Source organism: Synechococcus sp. W65.1 (genome assembly GCF_047461615.1).
Taxonomy (GTDB): domain Bacteria; phylum Cyanobacteriota; class Cyanobacteriia; order Thermostichales; family Thermostichaceae; genus Thermostichus.
Genome location: NZ_JANSHI010000012.1, coordinates 21,484 through 45,139, shown reverse-complemented (window position 1 = coordinate 45,139; position 23,656 = coordinate 21,484). Strand labels below are relative to the sequence as shown.

Below are 23,656 nucleotides of genomic sequence, written 5' to 3'. Positions count from 1 at the left end.
AGATCCTGCTGAATCTAAAATCAGTTAGAAACGCTTACCAAGTACAATCAAACTCCGCCGCCCCAGGTATCTATCCTATGTCCCTTGCTGCTCTAGCCTCTGCTTTTCCCGAACGTTGCCCGGCCCTGCCGCCGGCGCTTGCCCCTTTGTGCGAGATTGCCCGCAACTACTGGTGGACTTGGAACCCGGATCACCTCACCATTTTCCGGGAAATGGATCCTGCCCTCTGGGAAAAAACCTCCCACAATCCAGTGCGCATGCTGGAGGAGGTTTCTTACTTGCGCTTGGCGGCCTTGGCCACCGATGTCAACTATCTCAACACCCTCAATCGGATGGTGCAAGCCTATCGCAAGTACATGGCAGCTGAGGATACCTGGGCCAAGCGCACCATGAAAACCTACGACTGGCAGCGCCCTATTGCCTATTTCTGCGCTGAGTACGGTCTACACGAGTCCTTGCCGATCTACTCCGGTGGCCTGGGCATGCTGGCCGCCGATCACCTCAAATCCGCCTCCGATCTAGGGGTGCCGATGGTGGGCGTGGGGTTGCTCTACCGTCAAGGCTATTTCCAACAGCGCCTCGACATCAGTGGCTGGCAAGGGGAGCTCTACGAAGACTGTGAGGTTGACTCCCTGCCCCTGACGCTGGTGCGGCGGCCAGATGGCAGCCCCCTGCTGGTGGAGCTGTCAATGCGGCAGCGGTTGGTCAAGGTGCGCGCCTGGCGGGTCGATGTGGGCCGGGTTCCCCTTTTCCTCTTAGACACTAACCTGCCGGAGAACGATCCTATTGACCGCTGGATCACCGCCCACCTCTATGGCGGCAGCACCGACACGCGCCTTGCCCAGGAGTGCGTCCTCGGCATTGGCGGGGTACGGCTGCTGCGCCAGCTGGGCTTGGATCCCATGGTCTACCACATGAACGAGGGGCATTCCGCCTTCCTAACCCTGGAGCTGCTGCGGGAGGAGGTGGCGCGGGGCACGCCCTTTGAGGCAGCAGAGGCCAAGGTGCGGGAGAAATGTGTGTTCACCACTCACACGCCGGTGCCGGCTGGCCACGATGCCTTCAGCCCCAGCGAGATGGATGCGTTCTTTGCCTCTTTCTGGCCGCAACTAGGCCTGACGCGGGAGCAGTTTTTGGCTCTGGGAGCGCGGCGCGGCGGGGATCCCTGGGAGCCCTTCAACATGACGGTGCTGGCTTTGCGCTACGCACGTGCGGCTAACGGAGTAAGCCAGTTGCATGGTCGGGTCTCACGCCAGATGTGGCATGTGCTCTACCCAGAGCGCTCCGTGGATGAGGTGCCCATTGGCTCCATTACCAATGGGGTTCACGCCCGCACCTGGGTTGCTCCTCTTTTCTGGAACCTCTACAACCAATACCTAGGTCCCGACTGGCCCGAGCGGGTATCCGACCCGGAGCTGTGGGCCAAGGTAGAGGAAATACCTGATGAGGAACTATGGCGGTGCAAAGAAGCCCTGCGGGAGCGGCTGGTGGCTTTTACCCGTCACCGGGTGTTGCGGGCGCGGCGCAGCCGCGGAGAGAGCAACGAGCGCATTCAGGCTGTCAACCAGTTGCTGGATCCCAAGATCCTGACGATTGGGTTTGCCCGGCGCTTTAGCACCTACAAGCGAGGAGACCTCATCTTGCGGAATTTGGAGCGGGTTACCCGCATCTTCACCAACAAAGAATACCCTGTGCAAATTATCTTTGCTGGCAAGGCTCACCCGCGAGATGAAGAGGGTAAGCGCCTCATCCAACGGGTAGTCGAATGGTCAAATCGGCCTGAGGTGGCCCACAGGGTTGCCTTTATTGAAAATTACGATGCCTACGTCAGCCGCAACTTGATCCAAGGGGTGGATCTGTGGCTAAACACCCCGCGGCGCCCTCTTGAAGCTTCGGGCACCTCTGGGCAAAAGGTGGGCTTCAACGGCGGGCTCAACCTCTCGGTTTTGGATGGGTGGTGGCCTGAGGGCTACAACGGTCGCAACGGCTGGGCCATTGGACAAGCCATTGAAGGCCTAGATCCCGCCATCCAAGATGAACTGGATGCCAACTCCCTCTACGATGTGTTGGAGTACGAGATCATCCCCATGTTCTACGAGCGGGATGAAAAGGGGATCCCGCGCCGCTGGGTTGCCCGCATGAAGGAGGCGATCCGCACGCTCAACCCGGTTTTCAACACCGACCGCATGGTGGCTGAATACGTGGTGAAGATGTACGAGCCTCGGGCCACCGAAACAGAGGTGAGCCGCCTCTTGTCGGGCTCGGCTGTCGTCGACTAAGACAGCCTCCTCGAAAAACTTGAGATCCCTGCCTGGAAAGCAGGGATCCCCCGCCTCGCCTCCAGCGAGAGAGACCTAAGCGTTGACGTTGAGGGCCACTGGCAAGCTCACCGGCTCCTCCTCCTCAGGTGGCAGCATCACCACTTCAGAGCTCTCGATGATTGCCTGTAGCTCTTCCCCGTCGATGGTTTCCGCCTCCACCAGGCGACGGGCAATGCGATCCAAGAGAGCGCGGTTCTCCCGGATGAGATAGGTAGCCCGCTGGTAGGCTTCGTTGACTAAACGCCGCACTTCCTCGTCGATAAGGGCTGCTGTCTCTTCGGAGAAGTCCCGCTCGGCAGCAATCTCGCGACCTAGGAAGATGTTGGCGTACTGGCGGCCCAGGGCCACATTGCCTAGGCGGTCGCTCATGCCAAAGCGAGTCACCATGTTGCGGGCAATACGGGCTACCTGCTGCAGGTCGCTGGCTGCCCCCGTAGTCACCTCTGCCTCGCCATAAACCACCTCTTCGGCCACCCGTCCGCCTAGGGCGACAGTCATCATGTTTTTGAGATGAGCACGGCTAGTCAGGCCCATGTCGTCATCGTTGGGCACAAACCAGGTAAGGCCGCTCGCCTGGCCGCGAGGGATGATGGTGACCTTTTGGATGGGATCGTAGTTGGGCAAGAGGGCTCCCACCAGGGCGTGGCCCGCCTCGTGGTAGGCCACCAGCTCCTTGCGCCGCTCGCTCATAAGGCGATCCTTCTTCTCTGGGCCAGCTAGTACTCGATCCACCGCGTCGTTGATCTCGTCCATCGAGATCTCCGTGAGGTTGCGGCGGGCCGCCAAGATGGCTGCCTCGTTGAGCAGGTTGGCTAGATCCGCCCCCGTAAACCCAGGGGTACGGCGGGCTAACTTCTCCAAATCCACATCGGCGGCCAGGGTTTTGCCACGGGCATGCACCTTGAGGATCTCCAGGCGGCCTTGGAAGTCAGGGCGGTCCACCGTTACTTGGCGGTCAAAGCGCCCCGGTCGCAGCAGCGCTGCATCCAACACATCGGGTCGGTTGGTAGCTGCAATAACAATGACACCGGAGTTGCCCTCAAAGCCATCCATCTCGGTCAGTAGCTGGTTGAGAGTTTGCTCCCGCTCGTCGTTGCCACCTCCCAAACCCGCTCCCCGCTGCCGACCAACGGCATCGATCTCGTCGATAAAGACAATGCAGGGGGCATTTTGCTTAGCTTGCTCGAATAGATCCCGCACGCGCGAGGCTCCTACCCCCACAAACATCTCCACAAACTCGGAGCCGGAAATGGAAAAGAAGGGCACCCCTGCCTCCCCAGCCACAGCGCGGGCCAAGAGAGTTTTGCCGGTGCCTGGAGGGCCGACCAGCAACACCCCTCGCGGGATCCTTGCCCCGAGAGCGTTGTAGCGCTCAGGGTTTTTCAAAAAGTCTACCACCTCCGCCAGCTCCAGCTTGGCCTGGTCTACACCTGCCACATCGTTGAAGGTAACTTGGGTTTTGGGCTCCATCTGCACCCGCGCCCTCGACTTGCCGAAGTTAAGCGCTTGACTGCCAGGGCCATTCTGGGCTCGCCGTAGCAGGAAAAACAGACCCAGCAGCAGCAAAACAGGTAGAAGGAAGGTGCTAAAGATGCGCCCCAGCAAACCCTCATCCTGAACAGGGCGCACTGCCAGTTCTACTCCTTTGGCAAGCAAGGTGTTCTCAAAGTCGGGAGTGAGGGGGGGCAGATTGACCTGCACTCGAGTGGCGCGGCTGTTGATCTCCGCGTCGGCAATGGCAATTTGGCGGCCATCAGGGGTAACCTCAACCAAAACCTTGCTGACCTCGCCCCGCTCTACGCGGCTCATGAGATCCGAGTAGCTGATCTCCAGGCGCTCAGCCGGGCGGGTGCCGAAGAAGGTTGTGGCCAGCGAGATCAAGACGATGGCCAGCAAGGCATACAAGCCGGCACTCCTCCATTTTTTGTTTTTACTTTTCTGACTCACGGAAGTGTTTCCTCCCAAAGGGTGCTTTCTATTCGATGGTGCCTGGGCCCACCGGCAGACTATTAACTAATATTAACCTAGCTGAGAAGCCAGCGGAAATCAAATGGCACACCTTCTGCCGCTAGGCTTAGAAGCAAGCGAATGCCCTCCTGTATTCCTCTGGTATCCCGATGCTGACCCAACTGCGCCAATTGAGCCTGGCCGCCGACGGACGCTATCTCCGAGATGAGGAGATGCAGTTCATGGAGGCCTACCTAGCTTCTTTTGAGTTGCGGCTAAGCGCCTACCGCAAAATTCAAGCGGCGGAAGCCCAGATTGTCGGCGAGGTGGAGGCCAAGCTGCGCGCCTTGGATCCCTACTTGCTCATGCGGGGGATAGAGGACTTCAGCAACAAGTGGAAGGCAGACACAGTGCGGGTTTTGCGTCTTTCCGCTTTGGCCATGCTTTTGGACGATGAGCAGCGCTACAAGGAGCGATTCCTCTACTGGTTTCAGACCTTGATGCGGGCCTTTCGCACGCAGCGCAGTTGCGAGGCCACCTACCGCCTTCTGCAGGAGGTGATTGCCAAGTACCTTACCCCGGCGGAGTTTGCCTTAATCCAGCCAATTCTGGAAACCAACCGCACCCTGCTAGGTCTCTCCTAGGCAGGAGTTTCCGGCAAGGGGGCCGCCTCGATCAGCTCCAGTTCCTCCGCCTGCAGATGGGCGCGGAACTTGTTACTAAACTGCACCTGAAAGGGAAAGTTGGCGCTGACAGGGCGGCCATTCCAGTCCCGGATGATAGCTATTACTTCTCCCTCCATGCCCTTGAGGTCAAACGGTTGATTGCGATGTTCCGGGTGGTGATAGACAATCACGCTGGCGCGCACCCGTACTCGATCTCCAACTTTCATCCTTTGCTCTCCCGGAGGGGCAATTGTTCTGGAAATACTCTACCTCGATCCCTAACAAAGGCTTCAGAATGTAGAGAAATATGTATGAGGCAGCAGTTGCCTTCCTTGGGCTCCCAGTGGGGGATTGGCAGCTGCTAGGGTTTCGGGAAGAGCGGGGTAAAGCGAGGAGGCATCGCTAGCCCAAGCTGGCTTTTCCTTCGGCTGGCTTGGCCTAAATCACTTCCTGTCGGCAGCGATTGCCAATGCCCCAGTCCCCATAGCATTCAAGTCGCTGCAGGTCGAGTCAACAGCTGCTCCAGCCTTACTGCCTGCAACTCTGGAAAGGGGACGTGAAATCTCTCCATTGCCCTCTGCAGCTGGAGAAAATTGGAGTCCTGGTGGTTCGGTTTGGTTGATTCACATTGCTTTAGAAAAAGCTTTGCAAGCAGCGGAGAAGAAACCTCTCAAGCTATTTAGAGCTTTTCTCTCCGCTTAACACAAAAGTAGGATCCAAAGCCAGCAACAGTTGGGTGCGGCCTCGCGACTCCAGACGGTTTACTGCTGCCTGGATAACTTCAACCTGGTGGGCTCCCACCGCAGCCAGGCCCGCGGAGAGGCCGTAGAGATCTTCTAGCGAATTGGTGGTGGCCACGACTCGGCCGTTGGGTTTGAGATAGTGCCAAGCAGCCTCTAGGATCTGGCGGAGGGGATGGCCCCCTTCAATGCAGAGGCGGTCGGGGGGCGGAGAAAGCTGATGCAGACACTCGGGAGCAGTGCCCTGGATAACTTGCACGTTGCTGAGGCCAAATTTCTGGCAGTTACTCTCGATCAAGCTGACCACCTCAGCATCACGCTCGATGGCAATCACGCAAGCGCGGGGGCAGAGAATGGCCGCCTCGATGGCAATGGTGCCAGTGCCGGCGCCGATATCCCATAGGCAGTGGTCTTCTCCCAAGCGTAACTGGCTCAGCACCAGCACCCGCACCTCGCGGGGGCTCATAGGGATCCCCGGGATCCGCTCAAAGGCAGAGTCTGGAATGCCAGGGGTGCGGTAGGGCCAAGGAAAAGGGGTTGTCATGGCCAAAAACTGCGGCCGGGAAGGTAAGGAGACAGCTTGATCACCTAGCCAACCTTAGGGGGCAGCCCCTCCCGCCCCACAGCCCTTGTAAAGCTAAGGCAGGTTTTGAAGCTGATGATCGGACTCGAACCGATGACCTGCTCATTACGAGTGAGCTGCTCTACCAACTGAGCTACATCAGCAAGGAGGGCTCGGATTCCATTTAAGCGGAGCTAGGCACTGCCTGCCGCAAAGCCCTAACCCTACCTGGGAATTTTAGCGTATCCTGGCTTGGCTCGGGATCCCCAGGCCTTCAATCCCAGAGAAAGGCCTAAGGTCAACCAGGCCAGCCAGTCGCCTGTGCGCGTGTAGAAGGTTAGCTGGGATTGCCGCCTCACCTCTCCAGTAACCACTCCGCGCTGAAAAATCGGGCCCACGCGTTGTATTCGACCGGAGGGATCCACCACCAAGTTGCCGCCGGTGTTGTTGACAAAAACCACGCTGCGCCGGTTTTCAACCGCCCGAAAGACCGAAAGCCGGCCGTGGAGCATGGGCCAGTGGCTGTTGCCAAACCAGCTGCTGTCGGAGATCACGATCAACGACTCCGCTCCCGCACGAGTTAGAGCTCGGCTGGGGGCAGGCAAGACGCTCTCCAGGCAGATCATCACCCCCAAAGGCCCAAACAGCTCTCCTCCTGCTAGCGGCCGATAGCCATCGGGAGAGGGCACGTAGCGGCCCGACTCGAAGTAGGGGAAGATCCACTGCTTGCCAAACCAATCCTGCACCTGGCCCTGGGCGTTGAAGAGGAGGGCTGTGTTGAAAAACCGCTGCTCCTCCTCTGGCAGATGTACCGTTCGGGGATCGGGCTCCGTTGCCCCGGTAATCAAGGCCCCTTCAGGGGGAAGGATGGCTTGCATGGGCTCGATCACATAGGGCTGTAGCGGGGTGTTCAGCAGGCGGGCCCGCAGCGCTCCTTCTGGCCAGATCACCAACTGGGCCCCCTCGGCCACCGCTTGGGCCGAAAGCTGGTGCAGCTCGCGGTAGCGCTGGCTGCGGTAGTCCCAACTGCGATCGGCTTCTAGCCAGGCCACCTGCTGCACCGTCCCCACGCGAAAGCTGGGATTCCCTCCTCTTGCCGCCAGGACATCGAAATAGGCCAGCCGCACGCTCCCGTAGGCCAAGACTGGCCCTGCTAGAGCCAGGCCGCAGGCCAAGATCCGCCAGAAATCCGGGTTTCTGCGCCCTGCACTCAGCACCCCCCGCAAGGACAGCTGGGGAAGCTGGAGGGCCAACTGCCAGAGCACGCCGTTGACGAAGACCGCAAAAAAGGTCACCCCCCAGATCCCCGCTAGATCAGCCACTTGGATCCCCAGCGGCCAATCGAACAGCAGGGATCCCCAGTGGAAGGGAATCGGCCAGCGGAGCAGGCCCAGCAGCCCATCTAGCCCTGTCCAGACCGTGGCTACCCCTAGAGGACGGGCCCAGGGGGGAAGCGGCTGGCTCCACTGCAAACTTAAAACTGTGGCCGTTGTGAAAAACAGAGGAATCAGGGGGGCCACCACCACTCCCCCCAAGACTTCCCAGGCGCTGAGCACTTGAAGGGAGAAGGGATCCACCCAGAAGGCGTACAGGCACACGCAAAACCACAGGCCATAGGCCAAACGCCACCGCCTCCACCCCTGTTGCTGTTCGCAGAGGTAAAACAGGGGTGCTAGGCCCAGTAGTGCCCCTGGGAACCAGTGCAACCAGCGGTTGGGGGATCCCAAGCACAGCAGCAAAACAGCTAGCCCTGCCAGCCAGCGGGATCTCCGGTCTTGGCGAACCGGTGGAAGCAAATCGGGGTGTTGAGGGAGGGAGGGCAGCTCCAGGGCCATTGGCAATGCGGAGGAATCCTTTGGGTGCTGCGGGCAGCCGTAAGAGCTGGTCTTGCTCGCATCCCCTCATCTTTCTATCCCAGCGGCCCTACCGCCGATACCACCGCTTTTGCCAGGCCCGCATTTGCTCAATCTCCGCCTGCTGGGTAGTGACAATGGCTGTTGCCAGTTGCCGAATCTCGAGGCGCTTGGATTTTTCCAGAGCCTCTCTAGCCATGACCAGGGCTCCTTCGTGGTGCTGGATCATGGCTTGCAGGAAGCGCAGGTCAAACTCAGGGTCAGCGGATCCCAGGTTGGTATCCATGCGCATGGCAGCAGCCATCTCCGGAGTCATGGCCATCTGGTGGCCCATCTCTTCATGCCACATGACGGGATCCCGGGGAGCTTGCGGGTACCAGCTCAGCCGCCAGCCTTGCATCTGCTTGATTTCTTGGCTCTGGGCAGCCATGATATCCTTGGCTAACTGACGAATTTCCCGCCGCCGGGATTTTTGCAGGGCCTCCGCGGCCATGCTCACCGCTCCCTCGTGGTGGAGGATCATCGCATCCAGAAACCGCAGGTCGAAGGATTCGTTGGCAGGGCCTAGGCTTATCCGATGAGCTCTATGGATCGAGAGCTCCCCCTTCCCCTTGCTCTCATGAGCAGTTGCCTCCAGCTCCCTGCCAGCCCAGGAAGCCCCCAGGACAAACCCACCAGCCAGGATGAGAGCCCAGACAGTCAGGCGCATCGCCACTTCCCTCCGAGGACAACAGGCCAATATCCTACACCTTCCAATCCCCTCTGGAGTCAAGCCCTTTGGCGATCCTGGCGTCGCCCCTTCAGGAAGGGGGGGCAGGCTTCAACAACTGCTCCCCTTGCAGCATGCGGGCAGCAGCGCTGAGCAGCTCCTCCTCCAGGTAAGGCTTGGTGAAGTAGGCAGTGGCCCCCAGCTCCCGGGCTGTTTGCCGGTGTCGTTCTGCCCCCCGCGAGGTGAGCATAGCTACCGGAATATGCTTGAGGTTGCTGTCTGCCCGTATGCGGGAGAGCAACTCTAGACCGTCCATGCGCGGCATCTCGATGTCGCAGAAGACAAGATCGCAGCGCAAGCCGCCACGCAGCTTTTCCCAGGCATCCTGGCCATCGCGGGCCTGCTCCACCCGGTAGCCCACCTTTTGGAAGGACATGGAGAGCAGCTCTCGCACGGTAATCGAGTCGTCCACAATGAGCACCGTGGTCTGATGGGTTTCCTCGGCCCTTGGCTCCTCAGCGCGACGCTCTGCCCAGAGGCGGCTGAGATCGCGACGGCGGCCTTGAGCCATATCCACCAGCTCGAGGACGTCCGCAATCGGCAGCACCCGCCCGTTCCCCAACACCGTTACCCCAGAGATTCCCGGCGGTTTGGGCACAGGGCCGCGCAGTTGCTTGATCACGATCTCCTGCTCTTCCACAAAGCTGTCCACCTGCAGAGCAAGGTACTGGCCCGCACTTTGGAGGACAACGATGGGAATGATACCCTCATCCTGGGTGACGGTATAGACCTCAGAGCGGCTGCGGCTGTGGCTGCGGCTGTAGGACAACAAGCTGGAGAGGGGCTGGAAGGGAAGACGCTGATCCCGCCAGGGAATGGTGGGCCGTCCCTGCTCATCAGGCTGCACGGCGTCGACGGGAACATCCAGCATCTCCTCCACGCCGTCGAGGGGGAAGGCAATCAGGGCCTTGTCGCTGACACACACCATCGCCTTGGAAATGCTTAGAGTGAGCGGCAGGCAGATGGTGAAGGTGGTGCCCCTGCCGCGCACAGAATCCACCTGAATGCTGCCGCGCAGTGCAGTGATGTTGCGCCGCACCACATCCAAGCCAACCCCTCGCCCAGCCAGATCGTCTACCTCGCTAGCCTCACGGCTGCTGAAGCCGGGGTGGAAGAGAACCCCAAATACCTCGTCTTCGGTTGCTTCCTCTGACAGCAGCCCCAACCTTTGCGCCTTGGCCTTGACCTTCTCCACCGGGATCCCCGCCCCGTCGTCAGAGACGACAATGATGGCTTGGTTGCCCTGGTAGAAAGCCTTGACGGTAATCTTGCCCTCAGGGGGCTTGCCCAAGCGGCGCCGCTCTTCCGGCGGCTCGATCCCGTGCACCAGGGCGTTGTTCACCAGGTGGGTTAGCGGGTCGGAGAGCTCTTCCAGAATGGCCTTGTCGATAAGGGTGTCCCGGCCTTCCACCACCAGGCTGGCCTGCTTACCGGTTTTGAGGGAGAGGTCGCGAACAGCTCGGGGCAAGCGGTCGGCAATTTGCGCAAAAGGCACCATGCGCGCTCGGTTCAGGCCCTCTTGCAGTTGGGCGGTGACCTGCCGGAACTGGCGGGCAATCTGCTCCGCCTCATTCACGGCAAACTCAATGTCGGAGGAAGACTCACGCACCCGCACAATGAGCTCGATAATCTCCTGGGCCAGGGCGTGGAAGGCCGTAAACTGGTCCATCTCTAGCTTGTCAAACTCCTGGCCTGTGGAGTGACCTACTCTGGCGCGGCTGGATCCCTCGCCGTTGCGACTGGAGCCCACTGCTGCCGTGCTCCTGCGGCCAGAAAACAGCGCTGCTTCCAGCAGGGAGCGGTCGTACTGATCCCGCATGCGCTGGCCCAGCTCCCCAAGCTGCTGGACACGGCTCAATAGGCCATCGAGAAATTGGCGCAGGCGAGTTTGGTTTTGCTCTATGCTATTGCGAATAACAACCAGCTCTCCCACCAAGTTGTTGATGAAGTCCAGGTGACGCACCTCCACCCGCATTACAGAGCTACCTAGGGCAGCCCGTCGGCTGGCCGGTGTTGCTGGCGTAGCGGGTACTGCTGGGGTGGCTGCTGGAGCAGTAACAGCAGGGGGAGAAGGCGCAGGAGGAGCCTGGGGAGCGACCTCGAGGTCGCCTAGGAGCAATTCCAGTTGGGCTGCGAAGTCGCTGGCGGCTTCTGCAGGGGGAGCAGTAGCCTCTTCCAGCTTAGGAGTCACTGCTGGTTCAGCAGCATCAAAGAGAGCAGCCAGATCGTCCAGGCTAGGGCTGGAAGAGCCTTCTAAAGCTGCTTCTGCCGGGGTCTGCATCTTGCCCTCAGCCACAGTTGCGCCCAGGGCGGCCAAGGGCTCATCCTCGGCAAACAGGCTTTCCAGTTGCCTGGCCAGGTCTTCCTCTGCTGACTGCAGAGCCCTACCCTCCTCTGCTACCTCTGGCGGAACTTCTGCAGCTAAGTTGCTTGCTGGCGAGGCTTCTAGGTCAGCCAGGGGGGCTCCTTCCTGCGTGTCTGCCGCTGCGGCAAAGAACCGGCTCAGCTCCTCCAGATCGATCTGGCTGTCGCCATCAGTATCCACAGCCGATGAAGGTTCGCCAGCCCCCCTGCCCAGCTCTTCGGCCTCGGCCTCCTCGGCAAACAACACCTCGAGACGGTTGAGAGAATCCTCCGAGAAGGAGGCAGCAGCTGCTGCAGAAGGCTCCTCTTCTGGGGCTGGGAACATCTGCGCCAGGAGCGCCCACTCCTCCTGGTTTTCTGGGGCCTCCACCGTCTCACTAGCCAAGAGCTCAGCCAGGCTCAGCTCAGCCGTGAAGCCCTGGGCTGCCGCAACCTCTGGCTCCTCGAGGCTTTCAGACTGCTCGGCTGCTTCCGACCAGGCCAGCTCTGCCGCCCCAAGAAGATCCTCTAGGCTCTCCTCGGCAGGGGATCCCTCCTCGACCTCTGCCCAAGGCTCCACCCTGGGAGTTGACTCCAAGTCAGGCAAGGGAGAACTCTCAACGGCTAGCTCCTCCAGCTCAAACGGGGCCTCCACTCCACCACTTGCAGCCGCAAAGTCGAGGCTCGCCGTAGGCCTTTCCGCAGGTGCTTGGGCCGTCAACTCCTCTTCGGTGACGTTCCAGAGAGCTTGACCTGTGTCCTCAGCCTCTGTCCGCTCAGCAGAGCCAGCCTCCGCTGTGGCTTCGCCCACCACTTCCGCAAACAGCGCTGCCAGATCTGCTTCCGCTCTCCTCTCTTCTGGGATGAGCTCCTCGAACGCTGCTGAGGAGAGTTCAGAGGCAGGAGGGATCAGCTCTGGTGGAAGTTCTTCGATATCGGATAGCTGTTCCGCGTTGGCAAACAGCTCCTCAAAGGCCAAGGAGACTTCTTCCTCCAAACTCAAGGGAGTGGCGTCGAAGTCACCTCCACCCACGGCCCAGTCGGCTTGTGGCGCCCCCTCCTCCTGAAGCCAGTTCATCTCTGCGGAGCCAGCAAGGCCTTCTTGGGCAAGGTCGGCGGCCGCTTGCCCGTCTTCCTCTATCCCCTTCTCGGCAAGCCTCTCCGGCCGGCCTAGCTCTGGGTGTTCTGTTTCTTGGCTTTCGGCTTCTAGGGCTTCCTCTAACCCAGATTCTTGGCTTAGAGCCGGAGCAGAGAGGACAGCCTCGGGTTCGGCAGAGGACAGTTCTGACTCAGCCTCCTCAGCAACTGTCGGCACGCGGCGGAAGGCCAACAACTCTGCAGAGGGCTGGATGCTCTGGGCTGCTCCGCTAGCCAGAGCCTGGTGGCCCTGCTTGAGATCTCGCAACACTGGCAGAGCCACCTGCCGTAAATCTTGGGCAGGATCTGCCAAAATCTCCCCAACCAGGCGCGCTAGGGCTGTCCAGCCGCCCAGATCCACACCCTCGGCTTGCCCCACCTCCTGCAGGGATTGGGCGATGCTCTGCAAGGCGGGCCGCGTAGCGGGGTCGTCGGGCCGTTTGAACAGCTCCAGCATCTGGCGCAGTAGGGCCGGGATCCGCTGCTGGATCACCACGTCCAAGGGATCAGGGGGTGCAGCCGGCGCTGCCGGGCGGGCCAGCTGCTGCAATTCTGCCGAGGCACTCACCTCCTCAGCCCTGCCTGCCAAGATCAACTGCTGCCCTTGCTTGAAGTCCCGCAGGGCAATCAACGCCAGCGTTCGCAGATCGGCATTGGGGTTGCCCAGCGCTTGCTCGAAAGTTTCTGTGAGCTGTTGCCAACCTTTCAAGTGATGAGTTTGCCCGACTTGCTTGAGGACGGCATTTGCCTCCCGCAACTGCTCGCGCACGCCCGGCTGATCCCCTTGCTTGAACAGCTCCAACATCTGCCGCAACTGCTGCGGCACCACTTCCACCATCTCCTGCTGAAGGCTGCGAGCTGCCGACGGCGGGGCAACAGCCGGAGCGGGAATGGAGGGGGGGCCTTCGCCCAGAAGACTGCGAATGTGCTTTTCGGCCTCCTGAAAAACTGGCTCCAATCCTGCCAAAGTGGAAGCGCTGAACTCCTGGGTGAGGCCTTGGGGGCTCTGCAGCTCGTCCAAGAGCGCCGTCAGACCATCAAAGACCTGCAGCAGCAGTGTTTCCAGGTGCTGATCCACTGGCACCTCGCCCGGACGAGAGCGAAAGATGTTAAAGAAGTCTTCTAGGCGGTGGGCTGTTCGCTGAATGCTGGTAAGGCCCAGCATGGCTGCTCCCCCCTTGATGGAGTGAGCAGCTCGGAATAGCTCATTGATTTGCTCAGGGTCGCCGACCGTGTCCCGCAAGCTGAGGAGCCCTTGCTCGATAGTGGCCAAGTGGTCGCGGGCCTCTTCGATGAAATAGTTGAGAATCCGCTTTTGTGCTTCTTCATTCATGGCAGGAGGCTCCTCCTACGGCCCACAGTTTTAGTAGTAACAAATTGGACACAGGAAAACTTGCCTCTGCGCTGATTGGCAGGGGGCTCCCAAGGAGACTCGGGATCCTTACTCCCTAGAGTGCCCGCGAGCCAGGCAAATTTGCTCATTCATCTCCCACTCGGAAGCGACCCACGGAAGCTTGAAGCTCACGGGCAATGCCCACCAACTGCTGCAGCGAAGCAGCCACTTTCTGCGCCTCTTCGGATGTCTCGTTGGCTGTCAGCGCCACCGATTGCATGAGGTGGGCCACAGCGCGAGAGGTCTCTGTTTGTTGTACGGTAGCCTGAGAAATGGCCCGCACCAACCTATCAATCTGGTGGCTGACCTCGATGATCTCGTCCAGACTGTTTTTGGCCTGCTCAGCCCGCCTTGTTCCCTCGATCACCACCTGGGTTCCCTCTTCCATGGCTGTCATGACGTTGCTGGTCTCCGACTGGATCTGCAGCACAATCTGCTCGATCTCTTTCGAAGCTTTGGCGGCTCGGTCAGCCAGTTGCCGCACCTCATCGGCCACAATGGCAAAGCCCCGTCCCGCCTCGCCGGCCCGCGCGGCCTCGATACTGGCGTTGAGGGCAAGCAGGTTGGTGCGCGAGGCAATTTGTGAGATCAAAGCCACAATCTTGGAGATCTCCTGGGAGGATTCTGCCAAGCGTTTCACCTTGCGGGTCGCCTCTGCTGCCACTTCCCGAATCTCCAGGATGCTGGCCACCGTGCGATCCACGGCTTCTCCGCCTCGGGCAGCTGCTTCTGTAGCCTGGGCAGCGACATTGGCTGCCTCGCGAGCATTGCCAGCCACCTCCTGAATGGAGTCTGTCATCTCCTGAATGGAGTTGAGGGAGTTGGAAATCTCCTCCGCCTGGCGCAGGGCGTCGGCAGAAAGGTTGCGGGCAAAGTCCTCGCTCTGTAAAGCTGCATCGTTCACAGCGGCTGCGGCCCGCTTCACTTGAATCACGATGTCCCGCAGGCTTCTAATGGTCAGGTTGAAAGAGTCAGCAACAGCTCCGAGCACGTCAGCGGTAACCTCCGCCCGCACCGTCAAGTCCCCGCGGGCTGCCCCCTCCACATCGTCCAGGAGGCGGATCACTTGGCGTTGCAAGTCTTCCTTAGCCTGCCCCTGTTCAGCAGCCCGCTGGCTGAGGTCAGCAAAATGGGCCTCCAGGGCAGCAGCCATCCGGTTGAAGCTGTCGGCCAAGCGCCCCAGCTCGTCATCTCCTCTCGCCTCTGCCCGCACGGAATAATTCCCCTGGGCCAGGGCGGCAAAGTGTCCGGCCAGCTCTTGGGTAGTGGCGCGAAGGCGCTGGGCATGGCGGGAGGCAAGGACAGCCCCAACTCCTGTGCCAATGACCCCCCCGCCAACTACGCCGGCCAGCAGGCGGGCTCCACCGTTGGCTGGGATCCCTAAGCCAATGGCCAAGCCGGCAGCCAAACTGACCACCCCTTGCATCAGCGCCAGGGTTAGCTGATTGGCTGTCAGTCGGCTAGGCAGTTCCCCTCTAGGTATGCTGGGGAGAGGAACGGAGAGAGTCGGCAAGCTTTGTAGCGTTCTAGCCGTTTCTCCCGTCTTGCCCTCATCGGCGCCAAGGGCCGCCGGCTCGCTCCTGCCTGTGCCGGCCAGTTCGCGATCCAAGTTGTCCAGCTCGTCAAGCTCAAAAAGCGTAGAGCCAGCGCTGGCTGTATCTTCATCGGGCGCAGGGATCGGCTCGCTCATGGGGGCGGCCAATTCCGTTGGCAAGCTCCCCTCTAGGGATCCCCCTTCCTCAAAAGTGGGTAGAGAAAAGCCCATCTCCTCGGGAAAATCGGCACCGCTAGCCAATTGAGTAACAGCATCGCTTTCCAGATCTTGCGGCTGTTGCTCAAACTCGTTGAGGAAGGCAAAGTCGTCCTCGAGCATCGGCTCTGCCTGAGGTTGCTTCACACCCCCTCCCGTTGTTCGAGGAGTCGTGGGCAGGGGCTGAGAGGAGCCCAACGGGGCTGCTGGCTCCATTGAGAGTCTCGTCTCGGAAGGTTCGGCAAATTCTCCAAAGCTGTTGCTCTCCGCAGCAAGGGGATCGGCCCCAGCTTCTCTCCTCTCCTCAAACGCAAACTGGGAAAAGGGATCCGACTCCTCCAGTTGAGCAGCAAACCCCTCCCGAGGCTGAAGATCGTCCTCCTGCGGTAAAGGGGGAGCCTCTGCTAGCTCCGGCGCCACCTGCAACAGCTCCTCCAGGCCCCTACGGGCTGCTTCCAGATCCTCAGGATCGCTGGCCGTTTTGAGGATGGTATCGTAGGTATGGCGGGCTTCCCGCAGTTGCCCTGCTTGCTTCTGGGCCGAAGCCAGCAACAGCTTGACCGCCGTATCCTGAGGTTGAGCAGCGGCCACCTGGCTGAATAGACGCACTGCCTCAGCGTAGTCTCCCCGCCAAAAGGCAACCATTCCCTCAGCGAAGTCTCTCTGATTGTTTGCGCTGGAAACCATGGCTCCTCCCTTCCCTGCTTGGCTACCTCTGGGACTGCTTTAGCCTCAATGCACAGAACTCACCCCATACCAACCCCTCAAAGTCGCTAGGTCGCCATAAAGCTGTAGTAATATGCTCATGGACTGCTTTTCCCCTCCAACCCTAAAGCTTTGGGGGCAAGAGCTAGCGCAACACATCCCCAGCAAGCTTGGGGCAAATCTCTTGGGAACAGGCTCCAAGCTGTTTCCCCTGTCTAGGGAGCAATCTCGATAAGAACTATACATCCTCCTTTTCCTGGCGAACTTATAGGCGGCTCCTCATCAGCCCCAACGATTAGATTTCAGGATGGCCGACGGATCCAGGAACGGCAAGTGAGCCCCTGTCTCTGGCATCACCCATTCTCCGCGCAAGAAGGGAGCTAGCGACTCAGGAGCCTTCTGAACAGGTTGCAGCGATTCCGTCTTGAGCCACTCCATGCCCCCAATGGAGTCCACAGCCAATCCCATCAGCAAATCCTGTTGATCCATCACAGCCACCACAGGCAGCTCGGCACGCTCAAGATTGAGGGGAGGACTGATCCCCAAGAATTGCCCCAGGTCTGCAACCCAGATCACTTCACCCCGCAAGTTGAGTGTGCCCAGCAAAACCGGTACCACATTGGGCATGGGGGTAATCTTCTCAGGGCCAATGCTCATCACTTCCACAATTGATACTGCCGGCAATGCAAATTCTTCGCCGGTAGCAACCTTGAATTTCAGGAATAGCTCACCTTCAGGAGCCTCAATTTCTCTCAATTCTTGGGTTTCGTCCCCCATCAATAAGTCCAGATCCCCCACCATGATGCTCCCCCCTGTGGATGATCCTGTGGAGAGGTGGCCACCGCTCCCTTGCTCAGGAAGCGGGCTAGCCTCTTAGTAATCGCTTAATCGTACCCACCAGTTCCTGCGGCTGAAAAGGCTTGACGACATAGGCATCTGCTCCCTGGCGCAGCCCCCAGTAGCGGTCGGCTTCCTCACCCTTGGAAGAGCACATGACAATTGGAGTGTTCTGAGTAAGCGGGTCAGCTTTGAGAAGACGGCACACCTCGTAGCCGTTCATGCGGGGCATGACGATGTCCAGCACAATCAGGTCGGGTTTGTTCTGCTTTACCGCCTCTACAGCTTCCACTCCATCTTCCACGGTCATGACCTCGAAGCCGTTTTCCTGCAGCAGCTTACTGATCATCTCCCGCTGGGATTGGCTATCTTCTACCACCAAAATGCGACTCATTTTTGGCCGGTCTCCTTGATCTCTTAACCATTAACCTAATTGGTGGAGCAAAGACTCCGCAAACATGTCGGGTGCTTTCATTTCCTTTCACCGGAGCACTTCGTAGCCGTTCCTGCGTGGCCTCCAGGTAGGTAACTGGTTATCCACTATCACTTTGACCATCGCTTGCACCCCCCAGCCGTTGGCCTGCTGCGACTGAAGCCTATTGCTCAGCTCTGGGGCTGTGGGCCAGCCGTGCTACCCCTATTGTTTCGATGCGGCATTCCTCCGTCCGGTATTCCCTCTCCCGTTTGATTCTATTCGCCGCCCTGTTTGGGAGGTGGGCCCACGTAGGATTCGACGACGGTCAACAACTCCTTCTCAGAAAAGGGCTTGCCCAGAAACTCGTTGGCTCCCGCCATGCGGGCTTTAATTCGGTCAGCAAAACCATCCTTGCCGGTGAGCATCACGATGGGGGTTTCATGGAACTGGCTGGATTTGCGCAACATGGCGCATAGCTCATACCCATCCAGCTTGGGCATGGCCACATCGCAGAGAATCATGTCGGGGTTGAGGAGAAACACCTGTCCCAGAGCTTTGAGGGGATTGCCAATGGTAGTAACCTGGTAGCCCTCGTTTTGCAGGATGAACTCCACAGTTTTTTGGATGGCCATGGAATCGTCGATGCAGAGGATGTGAGCAGGCTTGTCGCTAGGTTTGAGGGGTCTACTAGGCTTGGGACCAGCAAGGGGGACAGGCTCGGACAGGTGGATTGCCCCCTGCTGCACATAGGGATAGAAGGCTTTGGCCACTAGCAGGATGTCTCGGCCCAGGTAGCGGGCCATCTGGCGAATGCTGGTTTTGCCGTCCGACCACTCACTCAGAGCTTTGAAGACGGCGGCTGGCAGGGTTTGCTGGAGGGGCAGGGGGTTGACGATGGTGGGGGCTTGGTTGGGAGTCTGGATGTAGGGATGCAGCTTCTTCCACTCCTGCACTTGGGTCACCATCTCAGTGAGCAGGGAAGTGACCGGGAAGGTGGTCAGTTGGGGGGCCAGAGGAGGGCCGGCCTCGAAAATAAAGGAGCCGTGGTGAAGGCTGAGCAGATCAAAGAGGACTTCCCGCACCATGCCCAGCAGGATTTGCTTACCTTGGTTGGGGTTGAGCTTGTGGCTTTCCAGCAAAGACCAGAGGCGGCTGTACTCGGGGATATTCACCGCTGCTTTGGGTGGCATTTGAATTTCGTCTAAGGCAGCTTCGAGCTGGAAGCGGCGCAGGTAGTCCCTGAGACGAGCAACGTTGCCTTCGCCTTCAGAGGCATAGATGATCCGCCCATTGAGGAAGAAGATAAACCAGTAGAGGGAAGAGTTTGCCTCCACGAAAAGTTCGCCGGTGCGCTGGCCCAACTCGATCAGCTGGAGAATGCTGCGGATATCGATCTCTTGGAGTCTTCCCTGCATGGGATCCCTCCCTGCAGTCAGTAAGATACGACCATTATGGCGCTAGTCTCTAACGGCTGCCTGTAGGACTATCTTGGAAATGGAGTTAAAGTTTTAAGAAGCTGAGTCTAAGGTTAGAGCCGAGCGCCTACATCCCCGTTGGGCTCCGAATCCCCTAGTTCCTGCAAGACGTATGCTGCCGATATTCGCTGCCTGGGTGCTAGGTCCGCTGTTGGCAACCTACACCGTGCTGTTTGTGCTGCGCATTTTCCTGTCCTGGTATCCGCAACTGGATACTTCCCGCCTTCCCTACTCCCTGGTGGTCGGCCTAACCGAGTTTCTGTTGCGCCCGACACGCCGCCTGATCCCGCCTCTAGGGGGTGTGGACATGGCGCCTGTGGTTTGGGTGGGCCTAGTAACCCTGTTGCGGGAGCTGTTGCTGGGGCAGCAGGGTCTGCTAACGATGGCCCTACACCCGTCTTTCTAGGGCCTTTGTAGAAGAGGGAGCCGCTGCTGGAAGGGTTGTTGGACATTGGCTCCTTCTCGCCTCTCCTCCTGAGCCTGTTTCAGGTGCCGAATTAGCTCTGGCACCACCTGGTAGAGATCCCCCACAATGCCGTAGTGGGCAAATTTGAAGATGGGGGCGGAGCTGTCCTTGTTGATGGCGATGATGAGCTGGGACTTGTCCATGCCAACTCGGTGCTGGATGGCTCCCGAGATGCCACAGGCAATGTAGAGCTGGGGACGGACAGTTTTCCCCGTTTGGCCTACCTGATGGGCATAGGGGATCCAGCCGGCATCGACAGCCTTGCGAGAAGAGCCAACGGCGCTGTTGGGGAAACAGGCGGCTAGCTCCCTCATCAGCTCAAAGCCTTCCGCGCATCCCAGGCCGTAGCCGCCTGCAACGATGACTTTGGCGCGGCTGAGATCCACTGCCTGAGAGAGGTTGCGCACCGTTTCCACAATGTGCAACTTCAGATCCTCCGGCTTCAGGTTAACCGGCACCGGGATCACCTCCCCCTGGCGGGATCCGTCCCATGGCAGGGGCAGCATCACCCCAGGGCGCACCGTGGCCATTTGCGGATTCTTCCAAGGTCCAAGAATGCGGGCTTTGAGCGATTCGCCAAAGCTGGGCCGAATGGCGTACAGGCAGGCGGGGAAGAAGCCAGCCTTGCTGGGATCTCTGCTGTTGGTGTACTCAAAGGGGCCGATGTCCAGCTCGGTGCAATCGGCGGTCAAGCCCGTTTCCAGGTGGGCTGCCAAGCGGGGGGCCAAGTCGCGGCCAGTAGTGGTGGCCCCAAACAGCAGGATGTGGGGCGGCTGAGGCCAGCTTTTGATGAGATCCACGATGACGCGGCGGTAAGGCAGAGTGCGGTATTGAGCCAGCTCTGGATGATCGGCAATGAAGACTTGATCCGCCCCGTGGCCGATGAGAAGGGAGGGCAAGTGGGCGATGTTGTGCCCAAGGACAAGGGCACTCAGGATCCCTCCTAGCTTGTCCGCTAGCCGTCGCCCCGCTCCTAACAACTCCAGAGCGATGGGCTGTAGCTCCCCGTCTACTTGCTCGGCAAAGACCACTACCCGCTTGCTATCCATAAGTTGGGACTCCTCTTGGGGTGGGGAAGCTAGAAGGTCAGGGTGTAGCGGAACAAGTCAACGGCTTGGGTGAGTTGTTGCACCAGTTGGGGCAGCGGCTGCCCCTGAAAAACTTGACACCGGCCGCCCATCTCCCCAACTTTTTCGGTAGCGGCCACAATGGTCGGGGATCCCTTGAGGCCACAGCGATCTGGATCGGCCCCTATGTCGTCTAGGCTAAGAATCTGGATGACCTCAGCCCGTGCTGCCTCGTCCCGCATGAGCCGCTGCACCCGCTGCATGCCGCGCAGGGTAGGGTAGGCCAAGCGTCGCGCTGTGTTGGCCACTGTAACCAGAACCGGCAAGGGCACCCTTACTGTCTGGGATCCTCCTTCGATAGCCCGCCGCGCCACCAAGATCCCCTCTTGGATCTCGAAGGCCTCGCAATAGGTAACCTGAGGGATCCCCAGCCGCTCCGCCAACTGGGGCCCCACTTGGGCTGTATCGCCGTCGGTGGTCTGGAGCCCGCAGAAGAGGATATCCGGCTGGCCCGCATAGCGAACTGTCTGGGCCAAGGTGTAGGCAGTGGCCAAGGTATCGGAAGCAGCGAGGCGGCGATCGGTTATCAGAATGCCCCGATCCACGCCGTGGGCAATGGCCTCGTAAAGTACCTCGATGGCTGGCGGTGGCCCCATGGTGATTGCCGTCACCCTGGCCCCGTGCTGGCGTTTGGTTTGTAGAGCCGCTTCCAGGGCATAGCGATCAAAGGGGTTTAACATCCGCTTGGCCTTGGCCCGGTCAATGGTGCCATCGCTGTTGACGCCCGTTTTGCTGTTGGGATCGGGCACTTGCTTAATCAAAACAAAGGTCTCCAAGGGCGCTTGTCCCCTACTGATCTCCTCTAAGGTAGAAGGGATTTCCTGTCTCACGAAACTTATTCAGCTTTTTTTTGGGATCACTACCAGCTTTAGTCAGCCGTTACTTGTTGTTACCGTTTATCTGTTGCTAGCAGCCTTTTGGCGAGCCCAATCGGCAAGCTTACTAGACCTTGCCAAGCCGATGGAGTTAGCCTGCTTAATTTCACTGGAAGACAAAGTTTCTTGTCTACAGGTAAAGTGCCGGTGGTTACAGTCAGCATTAAGTAGCAACAGACTTCACGCCGTAATTTTGGCGGTGGCTGAGGTGAAGGCCCCTGAACGCCTCTTGCGCAGCGCAGGGCAATCAAAACAAGAGGTGTAGCCGCAACTGCTTCGCGGCAAGGCAGACTGCTCTCATCCGTTGGAAATTGCCATCCTCAAGACGGCAGGATTTTGGTCTTCACTCCCTAGAACCAGGCCGGCTGGAGCAGAGAGGAGGCAGTTGTGTCAAAATCAAGAGACACGCTGCTGCCTAGTTGAGCTTTCGCAGAGTTGTCTTGGTACCCTCAGCCATGGTCACCCAGTCCCTATCCACCTCCCTGATTCGCTTTCTCACCGCTGCCGTAGCCGAAAGCATTCAACGGGCAGCCGCAGCAGGGCAACTGGGATCCTTGACTCCCGAGCGGGCAGCCGGCGTGGTGCCAGTTGTTCAGATCCCCAGCGATCCTCGCTATGGCGATTACGCCTGTCCCACTCCCTTGGGAATGGCCAAGCTCTGCCGCCTAGCGCCGGCTCAGATTGCTCAAACCCTGCAAAAACACCTGGATTTGCCGGATATTGAAACTGAGGTGGCAGGGGGAGGGTACCTCAACTTTCGGCTTGGGGATCCCTTTTTGGCCAGGCGACTGCAAGAGTTGTTGAGGTTGGGGGACGACTTTGGCAAAACAGCTACCCCCCATCCTGAGCGCATTTTGCTGGAATATGTTTCCGCCAACCCGACAGGTCCGCTGCACGTAGGGCATGGCCGCTGGGCGGCGGTTGGCTCCACCCTGGCTAACCTGCTGCGCTGGACAGGCCACCAAGTGGAGCGGGAGTTCTACATTAACGATGCCGGCAATCAGATGCGGCTCTTAGGTCAGTCTCTAGAGGTGCGGGTGCGGCAACTCCAGGGCGAAGAAGTGGCTCTGCCAGAGGACGGCTATCACGGCAGCTACTTGATCGATATTGCTCGGCGGCTGCTGGAGCAAGTGCAGGCTGGGATCCGCCCTCTGCCAGCCAGCCTAGAGGAATACATAGAGTTTGCTTATGAGGAAATCCTGGCCTGGCAAAAGCAGACCCTACAGCAGTTGCGCACCGAGTTCGATCACTGGTTTAGCGAGCGCTGCTTGCATACGCCAGATCCCCAGACGGGCCTGAGCGCTATCCAGCAGGCTTTGCAAGAGCTGCAAGAGCGCGGTTTTCTCTATAGGGCTAGAGCGCCGCGAGGCGAGGATCCCAAGCTAGGGGCCGAGGAGGCCGTTTACTTCAAAACCCAAGAATTTGGCGACGACAAGGATCGGGTGGTGCAGAAGGCTGATGGCTCGTTTACCTACCTAGCGGCTGATATCGCTTACCACCGCGACAAAGTCCGGCGGGGCTACCAGCGGCTGATCAACATCCTTGGCTCGGATCACCATGGCTATATTGGTCGCCTGAGGGCAGCGGTGGCGGCCTTCAACCCAGAGGTGAAGCTGGAAATCCTGATTGGCCAATTTGTCAAGTTGTTTAAAGCTGACCCGGAAACTGGAGAGAAGGTCGAAGTGCGCATGTCCAAGCGCACTGGCAATTTTGTTTCGCTAAACGATCTCATCGAAGATCCAGAAATTGGCGTGGGGGTCGACGCAGCGCGCTGGTTTTTGCTCAGCAGCAGCATGGACAGTCCCATCAACTTTGATTTGGATTTAGCTGTCAAGCAAACTTTCGATAACCCAGTGGTCTATGTCCACTACAGCCACGCCCGCTGCTGTACCCTGTTGCGGCGGTTACAGGAGGAAGAAAAAGTGAAACTAACTGACGAAGTTGCCCTGACGGAGCAACGAAGACTGCCCTACAGAGAACCCGAAGAGCGAGCCTTGCTGTTGCGCCTGTTGGCTCTGCCGGATGAGCTGATTGCCGCTGCCGAGGAGCGCGCCCCGCATAAAATCATCCGCTATGCAGAAGCCGTTGCTGCCGATTTCAACAAGTTTTACGACAACTGCCGCATTTTACCTCTCTTGAAAGAGGATCCCCTCTTGGCGCAAGCCCGCATTCAACTAGTGCAAGCTACGCGGCAGGTCTTGTTTAACGTGCTCACTGGCATCCTTGGCCTAAGTGCCCCCGAGTCCATGTAAAGCTTGACCGAGTTCCTATCCAAG

Annotated in this window: 16 protein-coding genes and 1 tRNA gene; 4 read left to right on the top strand and 13 right to left on the bottom strand. The window is 59.2% G+C overall.

The genetic code is table 11. The features are described 5' to 3' along the window. The first annotated feature begins 77 nt into the window (after positions 1-77). The gene (glgP, locus tag NW806_RS08025) at positions 78-2,279 is read left to right on the top strand and encodes an alpha-glucan family phosphorylase (protein WP_414410694.1); all 2,202 of its coding nucleotides are present in this window, start codon (positions 78-80) and stop codon (positions 2,277-2,279) included. Positions 2,280-2,354: 75 nt separating this feature from the next. On the opposite strand, the gene ftsH is transcribed toward glgP, so the two are convergent. Further along, on the bottom strand, positions 2,355-4,268 hold the full coding sequence (ftsH, locus tag NW806_RS08020) for an ATP-dependent zinc metalloprotease FtsH (protein WP_414410693.1): 1,914 nt from the start codon (positions 4,266-4,268) through the stop codon (positions 2,355-2,357). A gap of 170 nt (positions 4,269-4,438) precedes the next feature. On the opposite strand from ftsH, the gene NW806_RS08015 reads away from it, so the two are divergent. Beyond that, entirely contained in the window at positions 4,439-4,912 is a 474-nt protein-coding gene (locus NW806_RS08015) for a phycobilisome protein (RefSeq protein ID WP_414396686.1), read from the top strand. Here the strand turns inward: NW806_RS08015 and NW806_RS08010 are convergent. The 10 genes from NW806_RS08010 to NW806_RS07965 form a co-directional block, all read right to left on the bottom strand. Further along, positions 4,909-5,160 carry a ferredoxin-thioredoxin reductase variable chain gene (locus NW806_RS08010; protein WP_414410692.1) on the bottom strand — a complete coding sequence of 84 codons (252 nt, stop codon included), beginning with the start codon at positions 5,158-5,160 and terminating at the stop codon, positions 4,909-4,911. The genes NW806_RS08015 and NW806_RS08010 overlap by 4 nt on opposite strands. 448 nt (positions 5,161-5,608) lie before the next feature. Next, positions 5,609-6,217: a precorrin-6Y C5,15-methyltransferase subunit CbiT gene (gene cbiT / locus NW806_RS08005; protein ID WP_414405802.1), complete on the bottom strand. Its 609-nt coding sequence runs from the start codon at positions 6,215-6,217 to the stop codon at positions 5,609-5,611. 109 nt (positions 6,218-6,326) lie between these two features. Further along, positions 6,327-6,399: transfer RNA gene (locus tag NW806_RS08000), tRNA-Thr, on the bottom strand. Between the two features lie 60 nt (positions 6,400-6,459). Next, positions 6,460-8,070 carry an apolipoprotein N-acyltransferase gene (locus tag NW806_RS07995; RefSeq protein ID WP_414410691.1) on the bottom strand — a complete coding sequence of 537 codons (1,611 nt, stop codon included), beginning with the start codon at positions 8,068-8,070 and terminating at the stop codon, positions 6,460-6,462. A gap of 88 nt (positions 8,071-8,158) precedes the next feature. Next, positions 8,159-8,797 (bottom strand): DUF305 domain-containing protein, encoded by a 639-nt coding sequence (locus NW806_RS07990; RefSeq protein ID WP_414410690.1) that lies wholly within the window; start codon positions 8,795-8,797, stop codon positions 8,159-8,161. Between the two features lie 91 nt (positions 8,798-8,888). Further along, positions 8,889-13,670 carry a response regulator gene (locus NW806_RS07985; protein WP_414410689.1) on the bottom strand — a complete coding sequence of 1,594 codons (4,782 nt, stop codon included), beginning with the start codon at positions 13,668-13,670 and terminating at the stop codon, positions 8,889-8,891. Positions 13,671-13,815: 145 nt separating this feature from the next. After that, positions 13,816-16,125: a methyl-accepting chemotaxis protein gene (locus NW806_RS07980; RefSeq protein WP_414410688.1), complete on the bottom strand. Its 2,310-nt coding sequence runs from the start codon at positions 16,123-16,125 to the stop codon at positions 13,816-13,818. Positions 16,126-16,467: 342 nt separating this feature from the next. Next, the gene (locus tag NW806_RS07975) at positions 16,468-16,986 is read right to left on the bottom strand and encodes a CheW domain-containing protein (RefSeq protein ID WP_414396669.1); all 519 of its coding nucleotides are present in this window, start codon (positions 16,984-16,986) and stop codon (positions 16,468-16,470) included. A 64-nt stretch (positions 16,987-17,050) separates the two neighbouring features. Beyond that, positions 17,051-17,416: a response regulator transcription factor gene (locus NW806_RS07970; RefSeq protein WP_414410687.1), complete on the bottom strand. Its 366-nt coding sequence runs from the start codon at positions 17,414-17,416 to the stop codon at positions 17,051-17,053. 296 nt (positions 17,417-17,712) lie between these two features. Next, complete coding sequence (locus NW806_RS07965) at positions 17,713-18,852, bottom strand: response regulator (RefSeq protein WP_414410686.1); 1,140 nt, start codon at positions 18,850-18,852, stop codon at positions 17,713-17,715. Between the two features lie 172 nt (positions 18,853-19,024). Between NW806_RS07965 and NW806_RS07960 the strand changes: the two genes are divergently transcribed. Continuing rightward, on the top strand, positions 19,025-19,318 hold the full coding sequence (locus NW806_RS07960; RefSeq protein ID WP_414396663.1) for a YggT family protein: 294 nt from the start codon (positions 19,025-19,027) through the stop codon (positions 19,316-19,318). Here the strand turns inward: NW806_RS07960 and NW806_RS07955 are convergent. Continuing rightward, complete coding sequence (locus tag NW806_RS07955) at positions 19,315-20,427, bottom strand: electron transfer flavoprotein subunit alpha/FixB family protein (protein ID WP_414410685.1); 1,113 nt, start codon at positions 20,425-20,427, stop codon at positions 19,315-19,317. The genes NW806_RS07960 and NW806_RS07955 overlap by 4 nt on opposite strands. A gap of 29 nt (positions 20,428-20,456) precedes the next feature. Beyond that, positions 20,457-21,281, bottom strand: a complete 825-nt coding sequence (locus NW806_RS07950; protein WP_414410684.1) for an electron transfer flavoprotein subunit beta/FixA family protein — start codon at positions 21,279-21,281, stop codon at positions 20,457-20,459. A gap of 554 nt (positions 21,282-21,835) precedes the next feature. On the opposite strand from NW806_RS07950, the gene argS reads away from it, so the two are divergent. Then, complete coding sequence (argS, locus tag NW806_RS07945; RefSeq protein WP_414410683.1) at positions 21,836-23,632, top strand: arginine--tRNA ligase; 1,797 nt, start codon at positions 21,836-21,838, stop codon at positions 23,630-23,632. Positions 23,633-23,656: the final 24 nt, after the last annotated feature.

Excerpts from the sequence above, each read along its gene's own strand:
- NW806_RS07965 (WP_414410686.1), bottom strand. The coding sequence starts at position 18,852 with ATGCAGGGAAGACTCCAAGAGATCGATATCCGCAGCATTCTCCAGCTG.
- NW806_RS07970 (WP_414410687.1), bottom strand. The coding sequence starts at position 17,416 with ATGAGTCGCATTTTGGTGGTAGAAGATAGCCAATCCCAGCGGGAGATG.
- NW806_RS07955 (WP_414410685.1), bottom strand. The coding sequence starts at position 20,427 with ATGGATAGCAAGCGGGTAGTGGTCTTTGCCGAGCAAGTAGACGGGGAG.
- NW806_RS08015 (WP_414396686.1), top strand. The coding sequence starts at position 4,439 with ATGCTGACCCAACTGCGCCAATTGAGCCTGGCCGCCGACGGACGCTAT.
- NW806_RS07960 (WP_414396663.1), top strand. The coding sequence starts at position 19,025 with ATGCTGCCGATATTCGCTGCCTGGGTGCTAGGTCCGCTGTTGGCAACC.
- NW806_RS07990 (WP_414410690.1), bottom strand. The coding sequence starts at position 8,797 with ATGCGCCTGACTGTCTGGGCTCTCATCCTGGCTGGTGGGTTTGTCCTG.
- NW806_RS08010 (WP_414410692.1), bottom strand. The coding sequence starts at position 5,160 with ATGAAAGTTGGAGATCGAGTACGGGTGCGCGCCAGCGTGATTGTCTAT.
- cbiT (WP_414405802.1), bottom strand. The coding sequence starts at position 6,217 with ATGACAACCCCTTTTCCTTGGCCCTACCGCACCCCTGGCATTCCAGAC.
- NW806_RS07985 (WP_414410689.1), bottom strand. The coding sequence starts at position 13,670 with ATGAATGAAGAAGCACAAAAGCGGATTCTCAACTATTTCATCGAAGAG.
- glgP (WP_414410694.1), top strand. The coding sequence starts at position 78 with ATGTCCCTTGCTGCTCTAGCCTCTGCTTTTCCCGAACGTTGCCCGGCC.
- argS (WP_414410683.1), top strand. The coding sequence starts at position 21,836 with ATGGTCACCCAGTCCCTATCCACCTCCCTGATTCGCTTTCTCACCGCT.
- NW806_RS07980 (WP_414410688.1), bottom strand. The coding sequence starts at position 16,125 with ATGGTTGCCTTTTGGCGGGGAGACTACGCTGAGGCAGTGCGTCTATTC.
- NW806_RS07995 (WP_414410691.1), bottom strand. The coding sequence starts at position 8,070 with ATGGCCCTGGAGCTGCCCTCCCTCCCTCAACACCCCGATTTGCTTCCA.
- NW806_RS07975 (WP_414396669.1), bottom strand. The coding sequence starts at position 16,986 with ATGGTGGGGGATCTGGACTTATTGATGGGGGACGAAACCCAAGAATTG.